We start from the raw sequence: 16,437 nt of genomic DNA, 5'->3' as shown, positions 1-16,437 counted from the left end.
GAAACCAGCGCGAGTAATTCTCAGAACCCCGGCGGGAAGCGCTCCGGCCGCTTCGTCCATAAGGCCGGCAAGTACGGCGTCAGCGAAATCTCGTGGAAGTCCGGCAATGAGAGGCTGGCCAAGCTCGCTACGGCAATTAGGGGGGGTTTGGATCTCCATCAGATCGGCTGCAAAAGGAACTTCCAATACGGTCACCAAATCCAGAGGCCTCACGGCGCTAGTGAAAACACCACCCAAGAGTGCTCTGGCCGTCATGCCTCCGAAATTCCTACGCACTTCTACCGTCATATTAAAGCTGTGCCCTGCGTAGAATGAGGACGGTGAAAGGCGCCGATGCTGCTCTGTGGCGATGTAGAAGGCGGATGGCTCGTCCCTGCGCATGGCGATTGCGCGGGGCCCTTCGATGTGGACTGCCATTAATCCATACCCCAAGCCTTGCGCCATGGTTTACTGAACCAACCCGGATACTGGGCGATCACGTCAGGACTATAGTTCTTGAGGTGAGGATGTGTCTTCAAGGCGATCTCGTGTGCTTCTTCATAGGGCATCCCCTCATCCATCAACTTGGCTTCGGTCAGTTCATGTCGCATGAAGTAGATCTGGCCCTCTGAAAGAGGTAGCCCCGCCTCCATGCGCGCGCGAATGTTTGCGATCATGGCGTCGTTGACCTCCCACGGGTCCACACGCGTTCCGAGATGTTCGGCGACGCGTGCTAGATCCTCTGTGGAGTAGTGCTCCCCGGACGGAACCTTGTCCTCGGGCTCCTTGTCCGGCGAGTAGTCGTTTGGGGCGAGCCCCAAGTAGTCACTCTGTGACTTGGGGTTGCCGACGTAAGAAACAGGGTTCGAGTTCGGTGCCAGGCCGAGAGGGTCTGGTGAAACATATCGTCCTGTTCCGGGGTCGTAGTGGCGTAAGTAGTTGTAGTGAAGGCCAGTTTCGGGATCATGGTACTGGCCGGGGAATCGCAGAGGCGTGTATCCGGATGCGTCGGTGTTCCAAGCTGTGATCCCCCACAGGGTGCTGCGACAGCGCCAAGCGATGTCGCCTGTTTCAGAGATGAGTTCGGTGGGGGTGCCGATGATATCGGTGGCGATGGCGAAGAAGCGTTCGTCGACCGTCGAATGGGGAACTTCTTCTGAGCGGATGCGCTCGGTCTGAGCCAGGGGGCGACGTCCGTGATGATCCCACGTGAGGGTTATCGGGTTCGGAAGTTCTCGGGACACGCTGGTCTGTTCGCAGAGGGTGGTGCCGTCCCAGGTGAAGCGAGTCTCTTCCACCACGGTCTCGCCGTCGTCCGCGAGTCGTTGTTTGGCGGTGCGACGACCGAGAGGGTCGTAGCAGTAGCGCCATCGGACGCCATCCGGTGTGGTTACTCCGGTGAGAAGGTCTTCGGCATTCCACGAATAGTGCCAAGTGTCAGGTTTACGAGAAAGTCGAGTTCTCTGGCGAACGATGACTCGACCGATGGTGTCGTGACGATAGCGGGTGCTTCCAGCACGGGAAATGTTTGTGCCTTCATAGACACGTTCACCTACTGTCTCATGGCGAGGATGGACAGTGGGCCAGGACGCATGGGTTTGATTCCCGGCCGAGTCATAGGCGTACGTCTCGGTCCAACCCGCTGCTGTGACCGACGTAACCCTGTCTGCGGCATCCAGTTCGAAACTGGATGTGCCGCGCAAAGCGTCGCTCAGACTCGTTAGCTGGCCGTCGGCGCGGTAGGTGTAGGCGCGGTGGTTCACGAACTTGGTGTCAGTCGCGATACTTTCGGCAGACAGTCGACCTGCTGCATTCCAAGTCGATAGAAAGGCGAGTGATTCACCGTATGTACGTTTGTGCTCATGACCTGAGGCATCGCGGGTGAATACGATGTGGTGTTCGCCACTGGTGAGGCGGGCGAGATGGCCAGCGGCATCGTAGCTGTAGCTCGTGACCTGGCCGGTCGGCGTGGTGCGGCGGGTACGTCGGCCGAGTGCGTCATACGCATAGGTGGTGGCGTAGCCGTCCGACACTTCTGTTTTGACCCGACCGCGGCGATCGTACTGGTAGGTCAGCTCACAGTTCGGGGCGGCTGCCCGGGTCAACCGGCCCGCGCGGTCGTAGGCATAGTGGGTAACCTCGCCCAGCACGTCCTTGTTGATCACTCGGCCGACTTGGTCACGCTCATAGGAGATCACCTGACCAAGTGCATTTGTCAGGGAGCGGAGCCGCCCTGCCGGGTCGAGGGAGTAGGTGAGTGTGCGACCGTCGAAGTCGGTCTCGGATGCCAGGTAGCCGCCGCGATCGTAGGTGTAGGACCACGTCTTGCCCTGAGGGTTGGTCACCTCGGTGAGACGGAGCTCGTTGTCGTGCGAAAACTCATGGCGTGTTCCATCGGGGTCGGTCCGAGCCGATAGGAGATCGAAGTGCGTGTACTCAAATAGAGTGGTCCGACCGACTGCATCGGTGTGACTGGTGCAGTTGCCCTCGCCGTCGTAGGCCCAAGCCTCGACGGCACCATCTGGACTGGTCCGCCGCGTCAACTCACCATCAGAACTCCATGCGAGTTGTGTGATCGCGCCCAAGGGGTCCGTGATGCGAACAGGGCGACCGAAGCCGTCACGGTCAATGCAAATGGCCGAGCCAGCAGGATCGGTCGTTCTCAACGGGAGGCCCGGACCATCGCACAGCACTTGGGCTACACCACCCTGTGCGTCGGTGACCGAAGTGGGGCGCCCTTGGGCGTCATAGGTCCAACGCGTGCTGGAACCGCACTGGTCGGTGACCACGACCAGATTGCCCCGCTCGTCGTACTCCTGTTGCTTGCTGGTTCCGTCCCTGCCGAAATGGGCTGTCGGCAGGCCCCATGAGTCGTACTCCGTACGCGCTTGACTGGTGTCGGCAAGGATGAGGCTGGTGAGCCGCCCGTCGCCGTCGTAGGTGTACGTGGTGGTGTGACCCAGCGGGTCCGTGTGGCTGAGTTGGTTGCCCCGGGAGTCGTAGGTGTAGCGAGCGGTGTGGCCCAGGGGATTGGTGGTGGCGAGCGTGCGGGAGTTGCGGTCGATGAGATGTCGGGTGGTGTGTCCCCGTGCGGTGGTGAGCGTGGTGGTGCGGTGGCCGGTCGCGGGGTCCGGGGTGCCGTAGGCGAGCGTCAGTTGGTAGTGACCGGCTTCGCCGCCCTCGCCGATGACACGGTGCCGGTCGTCGTAGACGTAGTCGTAGCGGCTGTTGTTCGAGTCGATCCAGGCGGTGACCCGGTGGTCTTCGTCGTACTCGAAGGTGAGGGTGGCGCCGGAGGGCTTGGAGACGGTGGTGAGGTCGCCGTTGGTGTAGCCGTAGGTTCTGATCGGGTGGGTGGTGTCACCGTCCGCGAGTTCCAATGCGGTGATCCGGCCGTTTTCCTCGTCGGTGGTGAGGACGAGGTGATAGCCGCCGGAGTGGGCGATGGCCAGCGGGGCGCCGGTCTCCGTGCGGTCGATGGTGACGGTGTTGTGGTTGCGGTCGGTGATCTGGGTCAGCCAGATGTCCCCGTCCGCACCGGGCTCGGCGCCGAGGGGCACGGTGAAGGAGCGGACCAACCCCGTGTCGGGGTCGGTGATCGTGTAGTCACCGGAGTCCTCACGCACCAGCCGTGCACGCGCCCTACCGGTTTCCGGCGCGGTGGGCAGCCCGGGCGCGGGATGGGGATAGGTGAGGAACAGCCCGTCCGCGGTGACATGGACAACGCCGACGGGATCGACCTCCAAGCGTTCATCGACGGTCGAGGACCACGAAGGGCCGAAGAACCGCCCCGCCCGGTAACCCGACTCGACCCGACGGCTGAACACCAGCGGCAAGGTGCCCGGCAACACCACGTCCGTCTGCGGAAGGAACATCCGTCCCGTGGCCAGATCGACGGGGTCCGTGTTCTGGGTCGTGCGCTCCCCGTCCGACCGGTCGTGCGTACCGGCGGGCGCGTCGTCCACGGCCTTGCGCGCCCGGGATGCGTCCGCCGCCAGATCAGCGGCTTCCTTCGCGATCCGCGCACCTTTGACGGCAGCCCCACCACCACCCGTCGCCGCGGTGAGCAGCAGATCGGGCACCAGCCGTCCGAAGCCTTCGGCCGGGTCCTTCATAAACCCGGTCACCATCTGCTTACCCGCACCCCACGGGTCATTCGCCACCTGCACCAACCCGGCGGCGGTGTTGCTGAGCGCAAGCCCGTACTCGGCGGGATGCGTGAGGTTGTACGGGTCCAATGGATTCACACTGCGGACGAAGGTGACCAGCCCGGCCGTTCCCTTGATGATGCCGCCGACGAAATGGGACTGCATCACCTCGATCTCGTCGAGCCCGCTCTTGGCCTGCTCGGCGTAGGACGGTTTCGGCGGGGCCGCATCACGTGCCGCCCGCACCGAAGTGCGCGCAGTCTCGGCAGCCGAGTTCCGCTGTCGGCGAGCCTCGGCCAGGATCTCCTGTGCCTCCTTCATCAACGCGGTGCCCGGATCGACGAACTTGCCCGGCTTCGGCGGCAGTGACGACAGGTCCTGCTTCTCCGCGGGCTGCGCGTTGTACTTGTCGACGGCCTGGTTGTACGTCTCCGTCTTCGCCTTGAACGCGTCCAGAGCGTCCGCGGAGGCCTTTGTACCGGCCTTCCACTTCTCGATCGCCGTCTGTGCCTGGTCCTGGGCCCATTCGACGGTGGAGGCGAACGTCTCCAGCGCCTCCGCCGCCTTGCCGTAGGCGTCCGCACCCTTGAACCACTTCGGGGGCTCGACCGCGACCGTCTCCCGGAACGCGTCCGCCCCCTCCCCCTTCACCGCGGACGAGTCCAACCCCTTCAGGCCCTCACCTACGGAGGTGAACGACTTCTGGAAGTCCTTCAAGTGGGCCGCCGTTGAACGCAGCTTCGAGGCAGAACCGTAGATCAGCTTGGACTTGTCCTCGGTCTGCCCCAGATCGAGCTCATCGACCTCGGCGCCCATCCGATTCGCCAACGACCGGGACTGCTCGCGCACCCAATCCGCGCCCGAGTCCCAACCCACGTCCTGCAACCGGTCGGCGCTCCAGTCGCCTGCCGCCTCGACCCCGTCACCCACCCACTCCGTGGCGTCCTCGACCGCGTCCTCCACGACATCCGGCGTGATGTCACTGAGGAAATCACCGATGCCCATGGGTCAGCTCCCCCCGCCCTGCTGTTGCCGTGCCCGCTCCTCGGGCGAAGGGCCGAACTGGTCGTCCACCGCCCGGTCGAACTCCTGCTGATCCACGCCCAACATGTCGTTCAGGATCCGCGACTGGCGGCCCCCGTTGCCCTCGGTCACCAGGGCCCGCCCGGTGTCCTTCCACACCTGGGCGCTCTCCTCCCGCGCCCGGTCGAAGGACTCCTTGCTGTAGTCCGGACTGAGGTAGTCGGGCGTCATCAGATCCCCCCACTTCTGCTTGACGATCTCGTCCTCGGAGGCGTGCGGATTGCCGACACCGGCATTCACGACGATCTTCAAGGTGCCCTTGCGGTACTGGTCCTCCTCCCACACCAGACCCGCGGCCAGACCCAGTGCGGCAGCCAGGGTGTTCGCGTCCTGGATCAGCGCCCGCACCCCCCACTCCCACCGCTCGCAGAAGTCCTCGAAGTCCGCCGACAACCCGTGGTGGCCGGCCTCCATGCCGGTCATCGACATGCCGGAGAACCCCTTGCCCAGCACCGACCCCGTACCGGTGCCCACCTCCCGCAACTCCGACACGGCCGCCCGGAGGCCCTCGGTGACCTTGCGGACCGACTCCGCGTCGAACTTCAGATCCTCCAAGCCGCCCATCAGCCCTGCCCGCCCTCGACCACCGCGACCGCATCCGGCACGATCCCCACCACCGGCGGAAACAACATCGACCCCTCCGGATCCGCGATGTTGACCGCGACTCCCGCCGGCACCCCCATCGCCGGCACGATCTCGTCCAGCAACCGGGCCCCGCGCAACTCCGCGAACTCCCACTCCCGCCCCGCCTCCCCGCGGGCTGAGGCGAACCGCGCCAACGCCTCCTCATCGGTGAAGGCGCACACCCACCGCACGCCACCCAACGATGCCGTCCACAACCCCTCGCCTTCGAAAGGCACCAACACCAGGGCCCTGCGCAACTCCCCCACCAACGCCCGGGGATCACCGTCCCCGGCCCGCCGCTCCACGATCCGATCGGTCAGCTCCGTGCTCACTTCGAACCCCCGTAACGTCGCCTCCGACGAGCCTGCCCCAGGGCTCGTCCGAACGTCCAGAGAACAGGGGGGTACTCATGGCGGGTGTGGGAGGCGGCTCCCCGTCCAGACGGGGTGTCGCCGCAACGAAAGAGGGTGGCGGCTGGCAGCATCGGCCAGGTCCGAAACTCGATGGTCACCGAGCGGCACCGCGCAGTGCATCGACACCTCCGTGACAATGGGCCGGTGTCCTCAGCCCTCCCTGTCTCGCTCCGGCGTCGTACCCACGGAACAGCGGCCGTGAGAGGCGGAACCCCATGGCGCCACGACCCCATTGGCTGTTCGGGGACCAACTCGGTCCGCATTTCCTCGCGCCCCGCCACTGCGGCCCGGACCCCCAGGCTCCGGTGGTCATGATCGAGGCGCGCTCGGTGCTGCGCAGGCGTCGGTTCCACCGCGCCAAAGCCCATCTGGTGCTTTCGGCGATGCGGCACCGCGCCGCCGAACTCGGCGACCGGGTCACTTACATCAAAGCCGAGACGTATGCCGAGGGACTGGCCAAAGCTCTTGGAGACCGGTCATCCAAGGGAGGCGCGGGCACCTCACACAAGGGGGGTGGCGACGACATTCTGACGGTCTGCCACCCCACCTCACGACGGGCACTGGATTTCGTCGGTAGGCAGAAGGGCGTCGAGATCCTTCCGGCGAAGGGTTTCCTGGTGAGCCACGACGACTTCGCCGACTGGGCCAGCCGCCGCGGCGGACCAGGACTCCGACTGGAGCCCTTCTACCACTGGGTCCGGGAGCGGCACGACCTGCTGATGGATGGCGACGAGCCCGCGGGGGGACAGTGGAACCTCGACCACGACAACCGCGAACCCCCGCCCCGCGCCCGGGACACCCTCGACGTCCGAGGCCCCTGGCGGCCACGCGAGGACGCCATTGACGAAGAGGTGCGCCGCGACCTCGATGGCTGGGAGCGCGACGGTGACATGTCCTTCGTCGGCCGGGACGGCCCCCGGTGCTTCCCCGCCACTCGACGCGAGGCACTCTCCGCGCTGCGGCACTTCATCACCCACCGGCTGCCGGACTTCGGACGCTACGAGGACGCCATGCTCGCGGCCGACCCGACGATGAGCCACAGCCTGCTGTCCGCACCCCTGAACCTCGGCCTCCTCGACCCGGCCGAATGCGTGGGACGCGCAGAACGGGCCCACCGCGCCGGCGACGCCCCCCTCAACAGCGTCGAGGGCTTCATCCGGCAGATCGCCGGGTGGCGCGAGTACGTCTGGCACTTGTACTGGCACTTCGGGGAGGACTACCGACACCGCAACGTCCTGCGCCACACCGCGCCCCTGCCGGACTGGTTCCTCGACCTGGACGCCGAGGCGGTCACCGCCAACTGCCTCTCCACCGTCCTCGCCCAGGTACGGGACACCGGCTGGACCCATCACATCCCCCGCCTGATGGTGCTCGGCAGCCGGGCGCTCCAGGACGGCTGGGATCCTTCTGCCGTCACCGACTGGTTCCACCGCTGCTTCGTCGACGGCTACGACTGGGTCATGCTTCCCAATGTCGTCGGCATGTCCCAGTACGCGGACGGCGGTCTGATGACGACCAAGCCGTACACCTCAGGCGGCGCCTACATCAACAGGATGAGCGACCTGTGCGGACCGTGCGCCTACCACCCCGCCCACCGAACCGGCGACAAAGCCTGCCCCTACACCGCCGGCTACTGGGCCTTCCTCCACCGCCACCGCACCCGGCTCGCCGCCAACCACCGCACCGCCCGCGCCGTCAGGGGCCTCGACCGGCTCAAGGACCTGCCAGAACTGCTCGACACGACCGCCCGCCGCGGGGACACCGCGCCATGACTCGTCCGCAGACGCCCGCCCGGCAGACCACCGGGGTGATGCGCCAGCGACCTGCCCCCAGGGCAGGTCGAGTTGGTGTTCGCACCTCCGCACATCCGTGTCACAGGACGTCGACAGCGACAACCCGATGAGCGGTCACTCGCTCCTGCTGTACGAACGGACAGCCCGTCCGTCGACCGCAGCAGCGAGGAGCCACCAGCCATGCCCGAGACCTCAACTTCCCTGATCCGGAGCTTTCGTGGTCGGGCCACGGGACTGGCCGTGGCCGGTACGGTCCTCGCCCTCGCTGCTCAGACCGTCGTGACGGCCGGAGCCGCCCAAGCCGCCCCTGCGGACCCGGTCTCAGTCCTGTCGTACACCGCCAAGGAGCGCAAGGCAGCCCTCGCCTACTGGACGCCCGCCCGCATCAAGGCCGTCGGGAAGTCCGTGGACCTCGGACCGACCGGACCGAAGGCCAAGCCGTACCGGGGCACCCCTCTCAAGACCGTGGGCCGACTCTTCTTCGTCAACTCCAAGGGTGCCGACACCTGGTGCACGGCCACCGCCGTCAAGAGCGCCAACAAATCCGCCGTGATGACAGCGGCCCACTGCGTGCGCCGGGGTTCGTCCCCCTACAACACCAACATGGACATGGTGTTCGTACCCGGCTACAGCAAGGGCAAGATGCCGTACGGCGCCTTCGCGGTCCGCAGCGCCGTCACACCGCGCAGTTGGGAGAACGACTCCGTGCACGACATGTCGGCGCTGGTCGTCGACGCCGATAAGAAGGGCCGCAAGCTCACCGAGGTCGTGGGCGGCCAGGACATCGCCTTCAACCGTCCCGTCGGCGGTACCGTCTCCGCCCTCGGCTACCCCGCCACCAGTCCGCAGCGAGGCGAGGAACTCCTGCGCTGCGTCGGCACGGCGAAGAAGGAGCACGGCACCCAGGTCATCCCCTGCAGCCTGAGCGGCGGCGCCAGCGGCGGCCCCTGGCTCGCCGGCTTCAACACCACCACCGGCAAGGGCACTCTGATCTCGGTCAACTCCGCGCTCGACTCCACGACACCCACCAAGATGTACGGAGAGATCCTCGGCGCCACCGCCAAGAAGGTCTACGACCGGGCCCAGCGCGCCTGAGCGTCGGCCCGCACACGAGGCGGGCTCCCTCCTGCGGAGGGCACATGCCCCAGGTCCAGCAGTTGGACTCGAACGGTACGGCGACGACGTGGGAGACCGGTCATCAACAGCGCCTGTGGAAGGACTTCGAGCTGCCCCTCAAGGACGCACTCCACTACGCCGACGGGCACTCCTATGAGGTCGCCCTCGACCCCGCCAGGCCGGGGGGCTTCATGGTCCTCTCTCCCCTCGACCTCAAGAAGATGATGGAAGGCGATCCGTCATGGGTGTCATCGGTCGATGGCCTCACGGCTGTGGACCGGGGAGAAGGAGGGCTGCTGTGGGGTGGCGAGGGCTCGTACGCCGATCCCCGGCACCGAACCGCACCGGACGGTGTAGCCGCCCAGCGCACCGCCGCCACCCTACGAGCCAGTGACGCGGCTGCCCAGCGACGCCCGTGGGGATTCCATCCGGACTGTCGAACGCACTGGTGTGCGGTGCCGACAGAACCGGGTAACGTCCTTGTCGTGTTCTTCCAGACGCCGATTTACGAGTGAGTGGGTGACGGGCCCGCCTGCTGACGCCCTTCGACGTCGCCGCGTCCGTCTCCACCGATGAATCCGTAGATCACCTCACACCACTACCGGGAGGATCCGTGACCGTGAGCAAGAACATCAACAACCCCGTGGGCATGGGCGGAGGGCAGCGCAAGAAGCTGTCCCGCGCCGAGCGGCAGAACAACGGCCCGCACCGCAACCTCGACCGCCAGGGTGCCGCCGACCAGAAGGCGGAACTGGTGCGCAAGATGCGTGAGAAGGCAGCCGCGGCTGAGGGCACCGGGCAGACGGGCGACGACACAGCAAAGAGCTGACGCAGGGCGGCAGTGCGCTACACCGGAGCGCCCCGGTTCACCACATGGGAAGGCTCCGGTAGTCCCGGTAGTGGGCCTACCGCCGATCGCGACCTGCCCCACCGAGCCCGCGTGCTCACGCCGGCCACACCACAAATGCTCAAGAACGCTTAGGCCACGGGCCACGGCGGCACAGCCGCGTGCGACCACCGGGCCCGCCGCCCGGCCGCGTACCCTCCGATCCCCAGGCCGATCCCGACCAGGGTCAGCACGATCCCGAGGACCCCGAGCGCCGCCAACACCGCTGGCACAGTGAAATCCTCTTGCACTCGCCCGAGCACCCCGGAGGCCGCGACGCTGCCCGACTCATTGTCAAGGAAGTACCGCGAGTCGTTCGAGTTCCCCCGGTGGTCGCCCAGCAGGAACAACCGCTCGTCCGGCACCTTCACGTCGTACGGTGCGGTTGTCGGGTTCACTTCGCCGCGCATCACATACGGTTCGTCGACCGGCTTCCCCTTCACCGTGATCCGACTTCCGTCGCTCACCACATGATCGCCGCCCATCCCGATGACCCGCTGTAGGACCGGTCTGCCCTGATAGCGATCGGGCACATGGACGAGTACGACATCACCCCTGCGTATCTCGCCCACGTCGATACGCTCGACGACCAGCCGCTCACCTGGGCGGTACGTGGGCTTCATCGCCTCACCCGTGACGGTGATCCCCTGGTACTTCGCGAGCAAGTACCAGGTGCCCCCCAGCGCCAGGATCAACCCGAGTGGCACAAGTACCCAGGCCGCGGCTCTTAACCCCCTGCCCACTCCCCGCTGCTGCATGAACACCCCTCCCTTGAACCGCCCGAGGCCAGGCGGACCGGTAGAGGCTAAGCGGTCTTGGGGCAGGAATGCACCTCATCCCAAGGCAGCATCAGCCGGTGGAGTCTTTGGCCCAGTTCGGAGAAGGCCGCGCTGATCTATCAGCACTCGGATCTTGAGCCCGAGCAGGAGGTTGCGGGCGGGCTGGACCGGATGGTGCGGCTGACCCGTGAGAAGGCGCACGAGGAGCGCAAAATGGGTTCAGGTGGTGCGGGAGTCCTAGAGCGATCTAGACAACACGAAACCCCCGGGTCTTTGACCTGGGGGTTTTCTCTGGAGCGGGTGACGAGAATCGAACTCGCGCTCTGGGCTTGGGAAGCACTGATCGTTTATGCGGCGGGTGCCGCCTGAACTGGGCATTCACGGATGTCGAGCTGGGTTGACCTGGTGAAGCCACCGTTGACCGTGGTTCGCCGCCTCTTCTGGTGCGCATCTGGTGCGGTGGGCTGACCAGGTTGCTGATCCGGAAACATCCGGCCTCTGGCGCGGGCGTTGGCCTTGATGTTGTTCATCGGTCGTGGAGCACGGCCGGCCGATGGACGGGGACGACAGTGAGCAGTTCTTCAAGCCCCTTGAAGTCGTCGGGGTTTGTGGTGAAGAGAGGCAGGTCTTCGGCGATCGCGGTGGCCGCGATCATCAAGTCGGCCACTCGACGCCGGGGCTTGCGGCCGGCTCCGATGACGGCCGCGCACACCCTGCCATAGATACGGGCGGCTTCGGCGTCGAACGGGATGGGGTCGAATTCGTTCTCGGCACGTTGGAGGACGTCCATTCGGCGTGCACGTTCGGCGTGCTCGTCATAGTCGTCTTGCTCTTCGTTCCGGCGCACTTCGTGGGGACCCGCGGAGAGTTCTGCCAGCGTGATGGCGCTGATCGCCACTTCAGCGGGCAGTTCTTCGGGGTCCACCCACTTGCGCAAGATCATGATGGTGGTGTCGAGCAGTCCCTGCTGGTGCTCAGCGGGCATAGGGATCGTCCGTCTCCTGCTCGGCGGTGGCACTCTGATCGGTCCGGAAAGCATCGAGGGAGATGCCGGGCGCTGTGCGGGACATTGCCGCGAACTCTCCGCGGGGGACGAACCGCCGGCGTCGCCGGAGGGGGATCAGCTCACCGATCTGGTGCCCATCCCGGGTGACGGTGAAGGACTGTCCGCTCTGAACGGCGTCCATGATCTCTTTCGACCGACTGCGCAGATCGCGCTGAGTGATCTCGTGCTGAGCTGCCATGGCTTACACGATAGCCCCATGTGCTACCTAGTGCTACATCATGGCACGTAGGGGAGAGAGGGGGGTGCGAGTGGCTGCGGTGGCTCTGTTCTGCGACGGCCATGCAGCGCGCTGAGGGTTCAAGCAACGACAAGATCCCGGGAGCGGAGGCTGAAGCTTCCCGGCAACGAGAATCGAACGGATGAGATGCGAACCGCTTGGGGTGTCGACGGTCGTCCGCCGGCCGGACCAGCTGCTGCAGACTGTCTGTCAGAAGGGCCGCGATCGGCCATCTGGCACGGACGGGCACGCAACGGGCACGCGACACCTGATGTGGTCTAGACAACAAGAAAGGCCCCGGTCTCCGACCTGGGCCTTCTTCATGGAGCGGGTGACGAGAATCGAACTCGCGCTCTGAGCTTGGGAAGCTCATGTTCTACCATTAAACTACACCCGCGCAATCGACCGCTCACTCGCAGTCGCAACGCCGCTCACTCTACCCCATTCCCGGCCCCCGGCGTATGAAGCCGGTGGGCCTTTCGTGGTGTGGTGGTGGTGATCGGGATGCAGGGCAAGGGAGTTGAGGCGTACGGTGGCGGTTCGGAGTGCCGGTCGGCGTGGTGGGTGGCTGATCCCCTAATGTGGGCGTTCGTCCGCATTTTCCGGGGAAGGGACTCGATGGACTTGATGGAGCGCACCGTCGTCCGCTGTGCCGAAGGGCACGTGTTTGCCACCGCTTCGTTTCCGATGCAGCAGCTCGGTGCTGCGCGGATCGGACCCGGGCGGCTTGTGCGGTGTCCGCGGTGTGCGCGGCTGCGGAGTGTCGTGCCGGTGGAGTCCGCCAGGCGCTAGGTGCTCATGAGGGCAACTGCATGAGGGTGGGCGCGTGAGTGCAGGCGCGCGGAGTCGTCCGAGTGGGGCGGGTCCGCGCGCTCTGCGTATCCTCGGGGGGTGCTTCTCTCAGACAAGGACATCCGGGCCGAGATCGACGCAGGTCGTGTGCGTATCGATCCCTACGACAAATCCATGGTGCAGCCCTCCAGCATCGATGTGCGGCTCGACCGCTACTTCCGGGTGTTCGAGAACCACCGCTACCCCCATATCGACCCTGCCGTCGAGCAGGGCGATCTCACGCGTACCGTCGAGCCGGAAGGTGACGAGGCGTTCATCCTTCACCCCGGTGAATTCGTGCTCGCGTCGACCTATGAGGTCATCTCGTTGCCCGACGACCTCGCCTCCCGTTTGGAGGGGAAGAGTTCCCTCGGCCGGTTGGGTCTGGTGACCCATTCCACGGCGGGCTTCATCGACCCCGGGTTCTCCGGACATGTGACCCTGGAGCTCTCGAATTTGGCGACATTGCCCATCAAGCTCTGGCCTGGGATGAAGATCGGGCAGCTCTGCATGTTCCGGCTGAGTTCTCCCGCCGAGTTCCCCTACGGCAGTGAGCGCTACGGCTCCCGCTACCAGGGACAGCGCGGACCGACGGCGTCCCGCTCGTTCCAGAACTTCCACCGGACGCAGGTCTGAGCCATGAGTGAGGTGCGCGAGAATCTGACGTACGAGAAGTTCGGCGGCGCGGTCAGGGAGCTGGCGCAGACCATCGCCGATGACGGGTTCGAGCCCGACGTCGTGCTTTCCATTGCCCGGGGTGGTGTCTTCGTTGCGGGTGGATTGGCCTACGCGCTCGATTGCAAGAACATCCATCTCGTCAATGTCGAGTTCTACACCGGAGTGGGAACCACTCTGGAAATGCCGGTGATGCTCGCACCCGTACCGAATGCGATCGACTTCTCGGACAAGAAGGTCCTGATCGCGGACGACGTCGCGGACACGGGTAAGACGTTGAAGCTCGTCCACGATTTCTGCGTCGACCATGTTGCGGAGGTTCGTTCCGCCGTGATCTACGAGAAGTCGCACTCGCTCGTGAAGTGCGAGTACGTCTGGAAGCGCACGGACGACTGGATCAATTTCCCCTGGAGCGTGGAGAAGCCCGTCGTTCGCAGGCAGGGGCAGGTTCTGGATTCCTGACCGTCTCGAAACCCGTGAGGGCCCGCCCGATGCACACCGGGCGGGCCCTCACGGGTGTGTCGAGAACTCAGAGCGTTCCCAACTTGATGATCGACAGCAGTGCGATGAGCTGGATCGAGGCCGCGCCCAGCGCCTTCGGCCAGGGCAGGTCGTGCGACCTGCTCACCATCAGGGTGAAGAGGGCTCCCGCGCCCAACCAGGTCGCCCAGCCCAGCAGTTGGACCAGGGAGTTCTCGCCACCCAGGAAGAGCGCGAACAGCAGTCGCGGTGCATCGGTGATCGACATGATCAGCATGGAGAGGCCGACGGTCGGCTGCCAGGCGCCGGTGCCGCCGAGTTGGCGGGCGAGCGTGTGGGTGACCGCGCCCAGGATGAAGCCGGCGATCACCAACGCGACGCCCGTGGTGAGCACGTACGGGATCGCCGAGGAGAGCGTCGCGTTGATCGTCTCCTCGCGGGCCTTGTCGAAGCCGAAGATGGCGAGGAGGCCGTACACGAAGGTCACGACCAGTGCCGGGCCCCACACCGCGTAGTCCCGCATCTGCCAGAACGTCGCCTTGGGGCGGAGCACGATTCCGCTCAGCAACTGCTTCCAGTGGAGTCGGGGACCCGGCGGGGGCGCGGGTGCGTTGCCCGCCTGGTAGGTCGATCCGTCGCCGTAGGGGTCGTCGATGCTGAACGCCCGGGTGTGACCCGCGCTGTTCGCGTACGGGTCGTGCTGCGGGGGTCCGCCGCGCTGTTGCCCGCCGTGGTGCGGGTCACCGAAGTACTCCGGCTCGCCGTACTGCGGCTGATGGCCCTGCGGGCCGGAGCCCTGGGGCCACTGCGGCGGCTGTTGTGGCTGCCGCGCATACGGCTGCTGGCCGCCGCCACCCGGGTAGGGCGGCGGTGCCTGTCGAGGTTGCTGCTGCTGCGTGCGGTTGTCCCGGCCGCGTCCGATCCTGAATCCAGCCACGCCTTTGAACGTACCCGTTCCATCCGTGCGGAGTACCGGCGCACGGTGGTGAGCGCCCCCATTGCGGCCGACCTGTGACATCCCTTAGGGGAACCCTGGGGGGTCAGCCCCAGGGCGCACGGGTGCGGCGGGGATCGTGAAGGGGGCCCTAGCGCAGGAAGATCGCCGTGCTGAAGGTCACCAGCGGTTCGGTGGGCTTTCCGCGCGTCCCGTGGAGCGCCACGATGTCCGTCCGTTCCTGTTGGTGGATGCGGACGACCGTGTCGCGGCGCTTGTCCCCGTCGAAGTCGGCGTACCGAAGGAAGCTCGTCTCGCCGCCCGTCAGCGCGGGTTCGGCCGGGGGTTTCAGGGCCTTGGTGCGGTACGGGCCGCCTGCTTCGGCCGGGCCGCGGAGGCCGCCCAGGAGCAGGGTGCCGGCGAATGCCTGGCCGACCTGTGGCGGGCGTTGGGTGACCACCAGGTCGTCATAGCCGTCGTCGTTGACGTCGGCGTCGCCGGCCGGTGCCGCGATCGCTGCACCGCCGTCGGGGATCGGTGCCGGCGCGGCCTTGGGGGCGCCCGCCCTGGTGAAGGGGCCGCGCAGATAGCTGATGCGCCCCGCCGATGCGGTAACCGCCAGGTCCGCGCTGCCGTCGCCGTCGAAGTCGCCGCAGACGGGATTGTCGGGCCACTCGTCGCCGTAGCGCGCCCGGTCCGGGATGCGCAGCACGACGGCCTTGCCCCCGATGCCGTCAGGTGAGCCGAAGAGGAGTTGCAGGGGTACGGGCGGGCGTCCGACTCCGTTGTACGGGGGGTCCGTGGCGACGACGAGGTCCGCGAAGCCGTCGCCGTCGAGGTCACAGGAGACTTCGGCGTCGAAGGCCGCGGGGAGTACGCCCCCGATGGGCGCCGCGTTCTCCCGGACGGTGAGCAGGCGGTTGACCGCCGGATCAAGGGTGCGCGGGCCGTCGGTTCCGTAGACGATGCCGATGCCCGCATCGTCTCCCTGACTGTCCTTCGCATCCTTGACCAGGTCGTTCAGGACGAGGTCGCGATGGCCGTCGCCGTTGAAGTCGTCCGGGAGCTTGCTGCCCTTGCCCTGGGGGACCGGCAGTTGGGGTGCGGGTGCCCGGCTCGTGGACGGGGCCGCGTCGCCGTTCTTCGCCGACGGGTCGCCGTCGTCGGTGGCCGAGCAGCCGACGAGGAGTGTCAGACAGAGGGCCGGAGCGACGGCCCGTACCGCGGTCCTCGACCGTGATGTGGGGGTCGGGCGGTAAGCGATCGACGCACCGGCCGGCCGCCTTCCCCTCGTACGCGCCCCGGTCCACCAAGCCCCTGCACCTGTTGCCACGACAACCGTCCCATCTCCGTTTCGCCGCCCCATGATGCTCCGTCGTTGGAACGTCCGTACAGCCGGGATGCGGTGGGCGG

At 66.3% G+C, this 16,437-nt stretch carries 14 protein-coding genes, 1 tRNA gene and 1 pseudogene; 7 read left to right on the top strand and 9 right to left on the bottom strand.

The window, feature by feature from the left end; translation table 11 throughout:
* Window positions 1–416: 416 nt before the first annotated feature.
* From ABZ348_RS15110 to ABZ348_RS15100, 3 genes are read right to left on the bottom strand one after another with little or no spacing between them, the layout of a single operon-like run.
* Entirely contained in the window at window positions 417–5,132 is a 4,716-nt protein-coding gene (locus ABZ348_RS15110) for a putative T7SS-secreted protein (protein ID WP_358933047.1), read from the bottom strand.
* 3 nt (window positions 5,133–5,135) lie between these two features.
* A complete protein-coding gene (locus ABZ348_RS15105; RefSeq protein ID WP_358933045.1) occupies window positions 5,136–5,774 on the bottom strand; it encodes a hypothetical protein in 639 nt (212 codons plus the stop codon).
* Complete coding sequence (locus ABZ348_RS15100; RefSeq protein ID WP_358933043.1) at window positions 5,774–6,166, bottom strand: SseB family protein; 393 nt, start codon at window positions 6,164–6,166, stop codon at window positions 5,774–5,776. Before ABZ348_RS15100 ends, ABZ348_RS15105 begins: the two co-directional genes overlap by 1 nt.
* Window positions 6,167–6,462: 296 nt before the next feature.
* Between ABZ348_RS15100 and ABZ348_RS15095 the strand changes: the two genes are divergently transcribed.
* The 4 genes from ABZ348_RS15095 to ABZ348_RS15080 all read left to right on the top strand — a co-directional run bounded on the left by ABZ348_RS15095 (window position 6,463) and on the right by ABZ348_RS15080 (window position 9,985).
* Entirely contained in the window at window positions 6,463–8,019 is a 1,557-nt protein-coding gene (locus tag ABZ348_RS15095) for a cryptochrome/photolyase family protein (RefSeq protein WP_358933041.1), read from the top strand.
* A 201-nt stretch (window positions 8,020–8,220) separates the two neighbouring features.
* Window positions 8,221–9,135 (top strand): trypsin-like serine protease, encoded by a 915-nt coding sequence (locus ABZ348_RS15090; protein WP_358933039.1) that lies wholly within the window; start codon window positions 8,221–8,223, stop codon window positions 9,133–9,135.
* A gap of 44 nt (window positions 9,136–9,179) precedes the next feature.
* On the top strand, window positions 9,180–9,671 hold the full coding sequence (locus ABZ348_RS15085) for a hypothetical protein (RefSeq protein ID WP_358933037.1): 492 nt from the start codon (window positions 9,180–9,182) through the stop codon (window positions 9,669–9,671).
* Window positions 9,672–9,769: 98 nt separating this feature from the next.
* Window positions 9,770–9,985, top strand: a complete 216-nt coding sequence (locus tag ABZ348_RS15080; RefSeq protein ID WP_358933035.1) for a DUF6243 family protein — start codon at window positions 9,770–9,772, stop codon at window positions 9,983–9,985.
* Window positions 9,986–10,134: 149 nt separating this feature from the next.
* Here ABZ348_RS15080 and lepB read toward each other — a convergent pair whose 3' ends face one another.
* Complete coding sequence (gene lepB, locus ABZ348_RS15075; RefSeq protein ID WP_358933033.1) at window positions 10,135–10,800, bottom strand: signal peptidase I; 666 nt, start codon at window positions 10,798–10,800, stop codon at window positions 10,135–10,137.
* Window positions 10,801–10,914: 114 nt separating this feature from the next.
* Between lepB and ABZ348_RS15070 the strand changes: the two are divergent.
* Window positions 10,915–11,001, top strand: a pseudogene (locus ABZ348_RS15070) (integrase); the annotation flags it as partial.
* A gap of 346 nt (window positions 11,002–11,347) precedes the next feature.
* On the opposite strand, the gene ABZ348_RS15065 reads toward ABZ348_RS15070, so the two are convergent.
* The 3 genes from ABZ348_RS15065 to ABZ348_RS15055 all read right to left on the bottom strand — a co-directional run bounded on the left by ABZ348_RS15065 (window position 11,348) and on the right by ABZ348_RS15055 (window position 12,501).
* A complete protein-coding gene (locus ABZ348_RS15065) occupies window positions 11,348–11,806 on the bottom strand; it encodes a type II toxin-antitoxin system VapC family toxin (protein WP_358933031.1) in 459 nt (152 codons plus the stop codon).
* Window positions 11,796–12,065, bottom strand: a complete 270-nt coding sequence (locus ABZ348_RS15060) for a type II toxin-antitoxin system prevent-host-death family antitoxin (RefSeq protein ID WP_358933030.1) — start codon at window positions 12,063–12,065, stop codon at window positions 11,796–11,798. Before ABZ348_RS15060 ends, ABZ348_RS15065 begins: the two co-directional genes overlap by 11 nt.
* Window positions 12,066–12,427: 362 nt before the next feature.
* Window positions 12,428–12,501 (bottom strand) — tRNA-Gly (locus tag ABZ348_RS15055).
* Window positions 12,502–12,995: 494 nt separating this feature from the next.
* Here ABZ348_RS15055 and dcd point away from each other — a divergent pair.
* Complete coding sequence (gene dcd, locus ABZ348_RS15050; protein WP_358933028.1) at window positions 12,996–13,571, top strand: dCTP deaminase; 576 nt, start codon at window positions 12,996–12,998, stop codon at window positions 13,569–13,571.
* Window positions 13,572–13,574: 3 nt separating this feature from the next.
* Window positions 13,575–14,072 carry a phosphoribosyltransferase gene (locus tag ABZ348_RS15045; protein WP_358933026.1) on the top strand — a complete coding sequence of 166 codons (498 nt, stop codon included), beginning with the start codon at window positions 13,575–13,577 and terminating at the stop codon, window positions 14,070–14,072.
* 67 nt (window positions 14,073–14,139) lie between these two features.
* On the opposite strand, the gene ABZ348_RS15040 is transcribed toward ABZ348_RS15045, so the two are convergent.
* Window positions 14,140–15,027 carry a Yip1 family protein gene (locus ABZ348_RS15040; RefSeq protein WP_358933024.1) on the bottom strand — a complete coding sequence of 296 codons (888 nt, stop codon included), beginning with the start codon at window positions 15,025–15,027 and terminating at the stop codon, window positions 14,140–14,142.
* A 148-nt stretch (window positions 15,028–15,175) separates the two neighbouring features.
* Entirely contained in the window at window positions 15,176–16,357 is a 1,182-nt protein-coding gene (locus tag ABZ348_RS15035; protein WP_358933023.1) for a VCBS repeat-containing protein, read from the bottom strand.
* Window positions 16,358–16,437: the final 80 nt, after the last annotated feature.

This window comes from Streptomyces sp. NPDC005963 (assembly GCF_040638655.1).
In the GTDB taxonomy this organism is placed as follows: Bacteria; Actinomycetota; Actinomycetes; order Streptomycetales; family Streptomycetaceae; genus Streptomyces.
The sequence above is the reverse complement of the archived record's forward strand: the minus strand, read 5'-3'. Positions and strand labels throughout refer to the sequence as shown.

Excerpts from the sequence above, each read along its gene's own strand:
- ABZ348_RS15045 (WP_358933026.1), top strand. The coding sequence starts at position 13,575 with ATGAGTGAGGTGCGCGAGAATCTGACGTACGAGAAGTTCGGCGGCGCG.
- ABZ348_RS15110 (WP_358933047.1), bottom strand. The coding sequence starts at position 5,132 with ATGGGCATCGGTGATTTCCTCAGTGACATCACGCCGGATGTCGTGGAG.
- ABZ348_RS15090 (WP_358933039.1), top strand. The coding sequence starts at position 8,221 with ATGCCCGAGACCTCAACTTCCCTGATCCGGAGCTTTCGTGGTCGGGCC.
- ABZ348_RS15085 (WP_358933037.1), top strand. The coding sequence starts at position 9,180 with ATGCCCCAGGTCCAGCAGTTGGACTCGAACGGTACGGCGACGACGTGG.
- ABZ348_RS15060 (WP_358933030.1), bottom strand. The coding sequence starts at position 12,065 with ATGGCAGCTCAGCACGAGATCACTCAGCGCGATCTGCGCAGTCGGTCG.
- ABZ348_RS15095 (WP_358933041.1), top strand. The coding sequence starts at position 6,463 with ATGGCGCCACGACCCCATTGGCTGTTCGGGGACCAACTCGGTCCGCAT.
- ABZ348_RS15065 (WP_358933031.1), bottom strand. The coding sequence starts at position 11,806 with ATGCCCGCTGAGCACCAGCAGGGACTGCTCGACACCACCATCATGATC.
- ABZ348_RS15105 (WP_358933045.1), bottom strand. The coding sequence starts at position 5,774 with ATGGGCGGCTTGGAGGATCTGAAGTTCGACGCGGAGTCGGTCCGCAAG.
- lepB (WP_358933033.1), bottom strand. The coding sequence starts at position 10,800 with ATGCAGCAGCGGGGAGTGGGCAGGGGGTTAAGAGCCGCGGCCTGGGTA.